This window comes from Ligilactobacillus faecis, assembly GCF_029889745.1.
Taxonomy (GTDB): Bacteria; Bacillota; Bacilli; order Lactobacillales; family Lactobacillaceae; genus Ligilactobacillus; species Ligilactobacillus faecis.
The window spans coordinates 1,185,673-1,198,135 of the sequence record NZ_CP123639.1; the positions used below are offsets into that span (position 1 = coordinate 1,185,673).

Annotated in this window: 3 protein-coding genes; all 3 read left to right on the forward strand. The window is 41.0% G+C overall.

Annotation, left to right across the window (positions count from 1 at the left end; all coding sequences use genetic code 11):
- The first annotated feature begins 71 nt into the window (after positions 1 to 71).
- The 3 genes from QFX10_RS05640 (at position 72) to QFX10_RS05650 (ending at position 12,461) form a co-directional block, all read left to right on the forward strand.
- Entirely contained in the window at positions 72 to 10,133 is a 10,062-nt protein-coding gene (locus tag QFX10_RS05640) for a mucin-binding protein (protein ID WP_280607211.1), read from the forward strand.
- 204 nt (positions 10,134 to 10,337) lie between these two features.
- Positions 10,338 to 11,675, forward strand: coding sequence for an FAD-dependent oxidoreductase (locus QFX10_RS05645; RefSeq protein WP_280605305.1), 1,338 nt, complete (start codon positions 10,338 to 10,340; stop codon positions 11,673 to 11,675).
- Between the two features lie 90 nt (positions 11,676 to 11,765).
- Complete coding sequence (locus QFX10_RS05650) at positions 11,766 to 12,461, forward strand: hypothetical protein (RefSeq protein ID WP_280605306.1); 696 nt, start codon at positions 11,766 to 11,768, stop codon at positions 12,459 to 12,461.
- Positions 12,462 to 12,463: the final 2 nt, after the last annotated feature.

Sequence of the window (12,463 nt, forward strand, 5' to 3'; positions counted from 1 at the left end):
TTTTGGCATAAATTTATTTATAATATACTTTATTTGAGTTCGATATCAATTTAGAAAAAGGAGAGTAATACATGGTTTCAAAAAATAATAAAGATCTGTATATTCAGAAATCTGCTAACCGGGCTTCTAAATATACGATCAAAAAGTTAAGTATCGGTGTAACTTCCGTTCTGGTAGGGACGACCTTTTTCCTCGGTTCCGCTACAGGCGCAAGTGCTTCCGAACAGATAACTGAACAACAAACAGCGATCGTTAAGTCAGCTGATCAAACTTCCACAGACGCTGATCAACAGTCACTAAAAAATGAAGCTGAAGCATCAACTTCCACAGAATCTTCCACTACTGATGCAACAAAGGCTTCCGATGTGACTGAAACTTCCACAGACGCTCAAACAGAAACAGCTGCTGAAACGTCATCAACTTCCACAAAATCTTCCACAGATGACACTAGCTCAGCAGAAGGATCCTCCGCAAGCAAAGAAAATGAAAATACGCAAGTAGACAACAACACACAAGATAATACTGATGTTGAAAAAGAATCAACAACTGAGTCTACATTATCCACTAATGATGAAGCAAAATCAGCTGTAAGTCAAGTAAATACTGCGAATACAGTTGAGTCAAATGCTCAAACAGAAGAAAATAAAGAAGCCACACCAGTTGCAACCTTTAGAGCGGCAACAGTAACCGAAAATGATAGTACTTCCACAACTGTCAATAACTGGACTGGACTTATCAATGCTTTGAATAATAGTCGCTACCAAACGATCAACGTTGACGGGACGATCAGCGCAAGGGGAACAGGTACTGTTTATGGTAATAACCGTAGTGTTGTCATCAAAGGTGCTAATCAAAATTCAGGGATCAATTTTGGTTCGACACCGTTAGTAGCTAACGGAAATTGGAACTTAACGTTTGAAAACTTGAATTTAACAACAACAAGTGCTGACGGTACGGTAACTTTTGGTAACACTTATGGTACAAGTACTGTAACTTATAAAGATGTAAGGCATTCTGGTGCTTCACTTTATGGTGGTAGCGGAAATGCTAATGTTGTGATCGATGGAACAACGACTTCAACGGTTTCTTCTGCAAGTAAACCAACAGTTAACACATATAAGAAAAACGGAAATGATGCAAACATCTGGGGTGCTAAGTCAGTAACAGTTGCAAATGGAGCTAACTTTACGCTCAACCGTTCTGCGATCGGTGATGGTATCAACTTACCAGATGGTTCTACAGTTCGTGTTGGTGATAACGCAACGATGACCGTTAACATGAACACAAATAACGCTACAGATAGTGCGCGTTATCATGATGCTGGGATCTTCATGTTGAATGGTGGTAACTTCTTGACTGGACGTAACTCAACTGTCAATATGAACACAAGCATCGGTCAAGCTGTTTCGATCGGGGCTGATCGTCCAGCAATCGGAATTACAGATAGCGATCGTTTTGGCGGTTATGGTGCTCGCTCAAGAAATGACGGCCCAACAGCGGTAACGTTTGGCGAATATTCGACCTTTAACTTTGCTGGACGCGATGGCCTCATTTTAGGTAACAATGCTAACTTTACATCTGGTGAATACTCTAACGTTCATTTCCAAAATAATGGACGTGGGGTCGCTTTAGATCTAGCTAACAACTCAAACATCGTGATCTCTAAGCACTCAAATACTTTATTTGAATCAAAAGGTAAGACAGGTACGTCCGGTAGTTATGACGGTTATAACTATATTGGTGTCAATGAAGGTGGTAATATCACGATCGATGAATATGCTACTTTCCGTGTGATCCTGACGGGCCGTGGTGATAATCCATGGGATGATGTTATTTCTTTAGATTCACAAAATGCTAATACAGCAGCAGCGTTTACTTCTAAAAAAGGTGCTGTTGTTGATATTCGTGATGATAACACAAACTTTTATGCCGAATTGATCTCGTTCCCATTAGGGGCAGCCAAATCTGTTATCGATATTCAAGACCCGCTCTACCTTAACTTAGAGCGCTTTTCCAATGGCGGGGCTGTAACTGGTTGGATGCCAGTCGGTGGTTTGAATATTAAAGATACAGGTCCTAAATTTAATGCAAACTTGGTTTATATGGCGGGAACAAAAGGTACCTTCAGAGTTTCAGGGACTGATTATGTTGTTTATCAGAAAGTTAAGCGGGGTGATAATAAGCAACCCGCGGATTTGATCTGGTTAAATATTAATTCGGCAAACTTTGATAAAGATGGATTTAGATCTAGAAACAAGTATGATAATGGGGTAAATCCAGACTTATCGATCAGTGGTATTGGATTGACTGCTGGTGTAGCTGCTAATAATATTTACGAACAAGGAGATGTGAGTCCAGATGTCCAACGGGGAAACAATGGTGTAGCACCATATTATGGTCTTTCTACCATGCGTGCTTCTCATCAGATCTGGTTCCCTCATACGACGGAGACTCAAGCGGCTGGTCAACATCAAAACGTGATCAAATATGTTTACGAAGATGGTACAGAGGCAGCACCAACAGTCACGCAAACAGTTGATTTGACACGCGATATCACTCTTGATCTGACTCCAGAACAAATCAAGAGTGTTAAGGAGTACGGAGCTACCCATACTGCAGATCAGATCTTAGATTATATCAAGAATTTATATATTGTTTCTAAAGATAGCGGTTGGCAAGTTGCAAATGGTGTCAACACGAAGACGGCGTATGATGCTGTAGCTACACCAGAATTAGCTGGTTACACAGCAAGCATCCAATCAACGAACGCAAATGGTGTAAAGGTCGGTGGTGATGCTTCTTCGATCCATGCAACATTGGATATGCCAAACGATTCAGTTGTTGAAAATGGTCAATTGAGTGAAGCTTACAAGAACAATGGTGGCGTTGCGGTAATGCCAGCTAACTACGAAACAGTTGTTGTTTATAAGAAAGTAGTTCAAAACCAACCTGTGACGATCATTTACCAGGATAAGACTGAAAACAACAAAGTTTTGGATACTGATAAACTTGAAGGTAAGCCAGGAACTGATTTAAATTATTCAACAGCAACGAAGATCGAAAACTTTATTAATAAGGGTTATAAGTTAGTTAGTGATGGTGTTCCAACTAATGCTACGTTTGGGGATGAACCTATGACTTATTATGTTACTTTAGAACATGATATTGCTCCAGTTGGACCAAACGATCCGCACGAACCAGATACACCGATCAATCCTAACGACCCAGATGGACCAAAATGGCCAGCTAAAGATCAATACAGTAAAGACTACACATCAACGATCACTTATGTTGATGAACAAGGTAACAAAGTTGCTAGTGACAATGTGCAAACTTCTACATGGACAAGGACGCTTCAAATCGATAAGGTAACAGGAGAGATTCAAAATCCTAACGAAGCATGGACAGCTGACAAGTCACGATATGATGCAGTCAAATCTCCAGTTGTTGAGGGGTACTATGCTGATAAAGCAATGGTAAACGCTAAAGACACAGTGCAAGAAAACTTGACTGAACAAGTCGTTTATCGGCCATTAGGTAAGATCATTCCAGTTGATCCAAATGGAAACCCAATTCCAGATGCACCAACACCACAATATCCAAATGATCCAACTGACCCAAGCAAGACAGTTCCAGATCAACCAGTACCAGAGATCCCAGGTATGACACCAGAAGTACCAAGTGTGACGCCAGAAGATCCTGGTAAGGATACAAAAGTTGTTTACAACTACGATGATCAAAAAGCAACGATCAACTATATCGATGAAACAACAGGGCAACAACTTGCATCTGACAATGTTTCAGGTAAGAGCAACGCTAAGATCGAATACTCAACTGCTGCTAAGATCAAAGATTTGACTGACAAGGGTTATGTGCTTGTAAGTGATGGTTTCCCAGTTGATGCAATGTTTGATAACGATAAAAACAAAGATCAAGTTTTTGAAGTTATCTTGAAACACGGTGAAAAACCAGTTGGACCAAACGATCCACACGAACCAGATACACCGATCAATCCTAACGACCCAGATGGACCAAAATGGCCAGCTAAAGATCAATACAGTAAAGACTACACATCAACGATCACTTATGTTGATGAACAAGGTAACAAAGTTGCCGATGACAATGTGCAAACATCAACATGGACGCGGACATTGATCATTGACACAGTGACAGGAGAAGTCAAGAACCCTAATGAAGCTTGGACAGCTGACAAGTCACAATACGATGCAGTCAAATCTCCAGTCGTTGAAGGCTACTACGCTGATAAAGCAGTCGTAAACGCTAAAGATACAGTACAAGAAAACTTGACTGAACAAGTCGTTTACCGGCCGTTAGGTAAAATCGTTCCAGTGGATCCAGAAGGAAACCCAATTCCAAACGTACCAAACCCACAATATCCAAATGATCCAACTGACCCAAGCAAGACTGTGCCAGACCAACCAGTACCAGAGATCCCAGGTTACCAACCAGAAGTACCAAGTGTAACACCAGATAAACCAGGTGAAGACACACCGGTGATCTATGTGCCAGTTGTGGAAGACAAGTATAGCTTACTTGAACGCTTTGTTGACGAAGAAGGAAACGAAGTATCCGCAACAGTTGTCAAAGGAACAGATTACAAAGAAGGTACAGAGTACGACGTCACAGGCGATGCCAAAGTCATCAATGGTTACTATTTGAAGGCAACTTCAGACAACGCTAAAGGTACATTTGGTAAAGACAACGTCACAGTGACCTTTACGTATGCTAAGTTAGGTAAGATCATTCCAGTTGATCCAAATGGAAACCCAATTCCAGATGCACCAAACCCACAATATCCAAATGATCCAACTGACCCAAGCAAGACAGTGCCAGATCAACCAGTACCAGAGATCCCAGGTATGACACCAGAAGTACCAAGCGTGACGCCAGAAGATCCTGGTAAGGATACAGAAGTTGTTTACAACTACGATGATCAAAAAGCAACGATCAATTATATCGATGAAACAACAGGGCAACAACTTGCATCTGACAATGTTTCAGGTAAGAGCAACGCTAAGATCGAATACTCAACTGCAGCTAAGATCAAAGAGTTGACTGACAAGGGTTATGTACTTGTAAGTGATGGTTTCCCAGCTGATGCAATGTTTGATAATGATAAAAACAAAGATCAAGTTTTTGAAGTTATCTTGAAACACGGTGAAAAACCAGTTGGACCAAACGATCCACACGAACCAAACACACCGATCAATCCTAACGACCCAGATGGACCAAAATGGCCAGCTAAAGATCAATACAGTAAAGACTACACATCAACGATCACTTATGTTGATGAACAAGGTAACAAAGTTGCCGATGACAATGTGCAAACATCAACATGGACGCGGACATTGATCATTGACACAGTGACAGGAGAAGTCAAGAACCCTAATGAAGCATGGACAGCTGACAAGTCACAATATGATGCAGTCAAATCTCCAGTCGTTGAAGGCTACTACGCTGATAAAGCAGTCGTAAACGCTAAAGATACAGTACAAGAAAACTTGACTGAACAAGTCGTTTACCGGCCATTAGGTAAAGTTATTCCAGTGGATCCAGAAGGAAACCCAATTCCAAACGTACCAAATCCACAATACCCTAATGATCCAAACGATCCAACTAAGGGTGGAACAACGCCAGTACCAGAGATCCCAGGCTACCAACCAGAAGTACCAAGTGTAACACCAGATAAACCAGGTGAAGACACACCAGTGATCTATGTGCCAGTTGTGGAAGACAAGTATAGCTTACTTGAACGCTTTGTTGACGAAGAAGGAAACGAAGTATCCGCAACAGTTGTCAAAGGAACAGATTACAAAGAAGGTACAGAATACGACGTCACAGGTGACGCTAAAGTTATCAATGGTTACTACTTGAAAGCAACTTCAGACAACGCTAAAGGTATATTTGGTAAAGACAACGTTACAGTAACCTTTACGTACGCTAAGTTAGGTAAGATCGTTCCAGTTGATCCAAATGGAAATCCAATTCCAGATGCACCAACGCCACAATATCCAAACGATCCAACTGACCCAAGTAAGACAGTACCAAACCAACCAGTACCAGAGATCCCAGGTTATCGTCCAGAAGTGCCAACTGTAACACCAGATAAACCAGGTGAAGATACACCAGTGATCTATGTGCCAGTTGTAGAAGACAAGTACAGCTTGACAGAACGTTTTGTTGATGAAGAAGGAAACGAAGTATCTGCTTCTGTAACTAAAGGTACAGACTACAAAGAAGGTACAGAGTACGATGTTACAGGCGACGCCAAAGTTATCGATGGCTACTACTTGATCAAGACTTCAGACAACGCTAAAGGAACATTTGGTAAAGATAATGTCACAGTGACCTTTACGTATGCTAAGTTAGGTAAGATCATTCCAGTTGATCCAAATGGAAACCCAATTCCAGATGCACCAACACCACAATATCCAAATGATCCAACTGACCCAAGCAAGACAGTGCCAGATCAACCAGTACCAGAGATCCCAGGTATGACACCAGAAGTACCAAGTGTGACGCCAGAAGATCCTGGTAAGGATACAAAAGTTGTTTACAACTACGATGATCAAAAAGCAACGATCAACTATATCGATGAAACAACAGGGCAACAACTTGCATCTGACAATGTTTCAGGTAAGAGCAACGCTAAGATCGAATACTCAACTGCTGCTAAGATCAAAGATTTGACTGACAAGGGTTATGTGCTTGTAAGTGATGGTTTCCCAGTTGATGCAATGTTTGATAACGATAAAAACAAAGATCAAGTTTTTGAAGTTATCTTGAAACACGGTGAAAAACCAGTTGGACCAAACGATCCACACGAACCAGATACACCGATCAATCCTAACGACCCAGATGGACCAAAATGGCCAGCTAAAGATCAATACAGTAAAGACTACACATCAACGATCACTTATGTTGATGAACAAGGTAACAAAGTTGCCGATGACAATGTGCAAACATCAACATGGACGCGGACATTGATCATTGACACAGTGACAGGAGAAGTCAAGAACCCTAATGAAGCATGGACAGCTGACAAGTCACAATACGATGCAGTCAAATCTCCAGTCGTTGAAGGCTACTACGCTGATAAAGCAGTCGTAAACGCTAAAGATACAGTACAAGAAAACTTGACTGAACAAGTCGTTTACCGACCATTAGGTAAAGTTATTCCAGTGGATCCAGAAGGAAACCCAATTCCAAACGTACCAAATCCACAATACCCTAATGATCCAAACGATCCAACTAAGGGTGGAACAACGCCAGTACCAGAGATCCCAGGCTACCAACCAGAAGTACCAAGTGTAACACCAGATAAACCATGTGAAGACACACCAGTGATCTATGTGCCAGTTGTGGAAGACAAGTATAGCTTACTTGAACGCTTTGTTGACGAAGAAGGAAACGAAGTATCCGCAACAGTTGTCAAAGGAACAGATTACAAAGAAGGTACAGAATACGACGTCACAGGTGACGCTAAAGTTATCAATGGTTACTACTTGAAAGCAACTTCAGACAACGCTAAAGGCAAATTTGGTAAAGACAACGTCACAGTAACCTTTACGTACGCTAAGTTAGGTAAGATCGTTCCAGTTGATCCAAATGGACAACCAATTCCAGATGCACCAACGCCACAATATCCAAATGATCCAACTGACCCAAGTAAGACAGTGCCAGATCAACCAGTACCAGAGATCCCAGGCTATCGTCCAGAAGTGCCAACTGTGACACCAGATAAACCGGGTGAAGACACACCAGTGATCTATGTGCCAGTTGTGGAAGACAAGTACAGCTTGACAGAGCGCTTCGTAGACGAAGAAGGTAACGAAGTATCTGCTTCTGTAACTAAAGGAACAGACTACAAAGAAGGTACAGAGTACGACGTCACAGGCGATGCCAAAGTTATCGATGGCTACTACTTGAAGGCAACTTCAGACAACGCTAAAGGAACATTTGGTAAAGACAACGTCACAGTAACCTTTACGTACGCTAAGTTAGGTAAGATCGTTCCAGTTGATCCAAATGGACAACCAATTCCAGATGCACCAACACCACAATATCCAAACGATCCAACTGACCCAAGTAAGACAGTGCCAGATCAACCAGTACCAGAGATCCCAGGCTATCGTCCAGAAGTGCCAACTGTGACACCAGATAAACCAGGTGAAGACACACCAGTGATCTATGTGCCAGTTGTGGAAGATAAGTACAGCTTGACAGAGCGCTTCGTAGACGAAGAAGGTAACGAAGTATCTGCTTCTGTAACTAAAGGAACAGAGTACAAAGAAGGTACAGAATACGACGTCACAGGTGATGCCAAAGTTATCGATGGCTACTACTTGAAGGCAACTTCAGACAACGCTAAAGGTACATTTGGTAAAGACAACGTTACAGTGACCTTTACGTACGCTAAGTTAGGTAAGATCGTTCCAGTTGATCCAAATGGAAAACCAATTCCAGATGCACCAACACCACAATATCCAAACGATCCAACTGACCCAAGTAAGACAGTGCCAGATCAACCAGTACCAGAGATCCCAGGCTATCGTCCAGAAGTGCCAACAGTTACGCCAGATAAACCAGGTGAAGATACACCAGTGATCTATGTGCCAGTTGTAGAAGACAAGTACAGCTTGACAGAACGCTTCGTTGATGAAGAAGGTAATGAATTATCTGCTTCTGTAACTAAAGGAACAGATTACAAAGAAGGTACAGAATACGACGTCACAGGCGATGCTAAAGTTATCGATGGCTACTACTTGAAGGTAACTTCAGACAACGCTAAAGGTACATTTGGTAAAGACAACGTTACAGTAACCTTTACGTATGCTAAGTTAGGTAAGATCATTCCAGTTGATCCAAATGGAAAACCAATTCCAGATGCACCAACGCCACAATATCCAAACGATCCAACTGATCCAAGTAAGACAGTGCCAGACCAACCAGTACCAGAGATCCCAGGTTATCGTCCAGAAGTACCGACTGTGACACCAGATAAACCAGGTGAAGATACACCAGTGATCTACGTACCAGTTACACCTGAAAAACATGTTCAAACAGCTAAGATCGTTTATGTTGATACAAAGACTGGTAAAACACTTGAAACTGATACGGTAACGGGTGGATCAGGCGATAAGATCGATTACTCTACAACACCACGGATCGATGAGTTGATCAACAAAGGCTACGTTTTAGTAGAAGATGGCTTTACGAATGCTGGAACTCCAGTTTATGATGATAACGATGATGAAGATCAAGTTTTCGTTGTTAAATTAGATCATGGTACAGCACCAGTTGGACCAAACGATCCACATGAACCAGGAACACCGATCAATCCAAATGATCCAAATGGACCAAAATGGCCAGCTAAAGATGGGTATACAAAACAATATACTTCAACGGTTCATTTTGTAGATGAAAATGGTAACCAGTTATACGATGATGATGTTCAAACATCCACATGGACCCGGACATTGATCATTGATAAGGTTACTGGTGAAGTCTTGAATCCAAATGAAAATTGGAATTCCGATATCGATAGCTATGCAGATGTCAAAGCTCCTGTCATCGAAGGATACTATGCAGATCGTGCAAATGTTCCAGGGCAAGAAGCACAACAACAAGATATCGAAAATACAGTGACCTACAGACCGATCGGCAAGATCATTCCAGTGGATCCAAATGGAAATCCAATTCCAAATGTACCAACACCTCAATATCGAAATGATCCAAACGATCCAACTAAGGTCATTGTTACAAACACACCAGATGTCCCAGGTATGGTACCAGAAACAACAAGTGTGACACCAAGTGAGCCCGGTGTTGATACGCCAGTTGTTTACCATGTAGTTGAACAACCAGCTCAACCAACACCAAAAGCTCCTGAAACACCAAAAGCACCAAATGCAACACCAGTTAATAACATTCAAACACCGATCGAAGAAACTCCAGCAACTTCTGAAGTGACTGAAACTAAGGCGAATGAATTGCCACAAACAGGTGATAAGCAAAATAACACGCTAGCTGCTGTAGGTGCTTCTATCGTAGCTGGTCTCTTAGGACTTATCGGCTTCGCCAAGAAGAAAGATGACGAAAAAGAGATCTGATAATATAGTCTAGAAAAGAAGAGGCAAAGTACTCTTCTTTTTTTATTAAAAAAATTCGACTTGAGATAAGGTCTAGTAGATGATAAATTTAGTTGGTATAATGTAAGAACTAAACATAGATAGATAGTCTTATTAGTGCTTATCCAAAGATAAATTTTTTTATATATAAAATAGGTAAGAATAAATAAAAATGAGGGTGAAAAAATGTCTGCAGAAAAGATCGTTATTGTGGGGGCGAATAATGCTGGTTTGGCAGTTGCACAAAATTTACTTCAAACCGGTAAGAACTTTGCGATCACGATGATCGATAAAAGTAAAAATATAGGTTATCTTGGCTGTGGAACACCGATGATTTTAGGAAACAGGGCTGATTCATACAAGAATTTTTTCTATAAAGGTCTTGATCAGATCATTAGTCAATTGGAAGAACTGTACACAAATACGACAGTTGAGAAGATCGATTTTAAGGCAAAACGGGTCATTTTCCGCAATAAGCAAGGTGTCAAACACTTAAATTACGATAAGCTCGTTTTAGCGACTGGAGCAGATCAAGTTAGTTTAGGGATCAAGGGGAATAAACTAAAAGGGATCTACCGGATCAAAAATTTGCAAGAAGGTCTGAAAGTGAATCAACGACTAGATCTTGATTGCGTAAAAGAGGTCGCGATCATTGGTGGTGGCTATATCGGAGTTGAGTTGGCAGAAGCGATCAAAGCTCGTGGAAAACATGTGCGGATCTTTGAAGCTAAATCACATTTGATGATGTCACATTATGATGAACCATTTGGAAAGATCGTTGAAAAACGATTGCGTGATGCTGGTGTCAGTCTTCATTTGGACGAAGAAGTGCTAGCATATGATGGCGAAGAGGGACGTTTGACGCAGATCACAACGACTCAAGGAACGTATGAAGCCGAGATGGTGATTTTAACGATGGGCTTTTTACCTAATACGACATTAGGCCGTTTCAATTTGGAACTATATACTAATGGAGCTTATATCGTCAACGAGTATCAGCAAACATCTGAACCAGACGTCTACGCTGTGGGGGATTGTTCAACTTCGTATTCAAATGTATTACATGAATTAGTTGTAAATTTTGCTATTTCAGATGCAATGCGTGGTGCTTATGTAGCAGCTAAAAATATTGCTGGTGAACGAGTATCATCAAGTGGGACCCAAAAAACGAATGCTGTCAGTATTTTAGGCTTGAACCTTTTTGCGACTGGAGTTACAGTTACCGAGGCCCAAATGCATGATCTGGATTATCAATACGTTGATTATGAAGATTGGCAAAAACCGCTGTTTATGCCACAAAATAATAAGATCCGCTTGCGTTTGATCTATTTAGCTAAAAGTCGTCGGCTGATCGGAGCGCAACTTTGTTCTGAAACTGACCAAGCAGGCGTTTTATATATGCTATCTCTTGCGATCCAAAAAGAAGTTACGATCGATGAATTGAAAGTTTCGGATCTATTCTTTTATCCGAATTTTAATCAGCCGATCAACTTTTTAACTGAAGCTGCACGTTTAGCTAAATGATCAGTCAAAGCGCAGAATAGTTGTTTCAAAAACTTTTGAAAGCTATTATAATAAGTAATTATAGATTCTTTAAAAGAAAGTGTTATAAAGATGGATACTGCAAAAAAAACAACTTATTTCAAAGAATGCTGCCTGGCTTATAAACAAACTCCGACCGATGAAGGTGTAGTTGCTAAATTTTATACTTTGTTAGGGCAAGTTAAACTTTATGTTGTATTAGAATATGGTGTTTGTCAGTTAAGACAAACAGAAGCTGGAAGTGTTCTTTGTGCTTATACAGAAGAACCAAAACTTGATCCCAATGTTTCAGGGCTAGCGGTAGTTCGTTTAGGGATCGAGCGTTTGATCCAAGAAGTTTTGGAAATGCATGCGCAAAGCTTGGTGATCGATCCAGGTGAAGTTGACCTTGAGATATCTAAAGAACAATTGGAACAACTCAAACAACTTTTAGTACAAGCACGTAATTTTAAGCTGAAGAAACTGCCACCAGAAAAGACACTTACGTTAGAAAATAGTCTTCGAAGGGTAATAAAGCAAGATGATCGGATCAGGGCAGCTTGGGTCGTTGGGATCTTGTTAGCCACCGAAACGGAGTACAAATATGTAACGATCATTGAATATGCTTCATCTGGAGTCAGTGGTGACGAACAGATCGAGTTTGCCAAAAGCTTAGCCGAAGCTACGATGACAGTAGTCGGAGATGAAGAAGTGCTCTTTGGATCGACCGATGAAGTAGTTGGTGCAAAAGTCAAAGAAAAGTTTGTCCCATTTTATATCAAGCGTTGAAA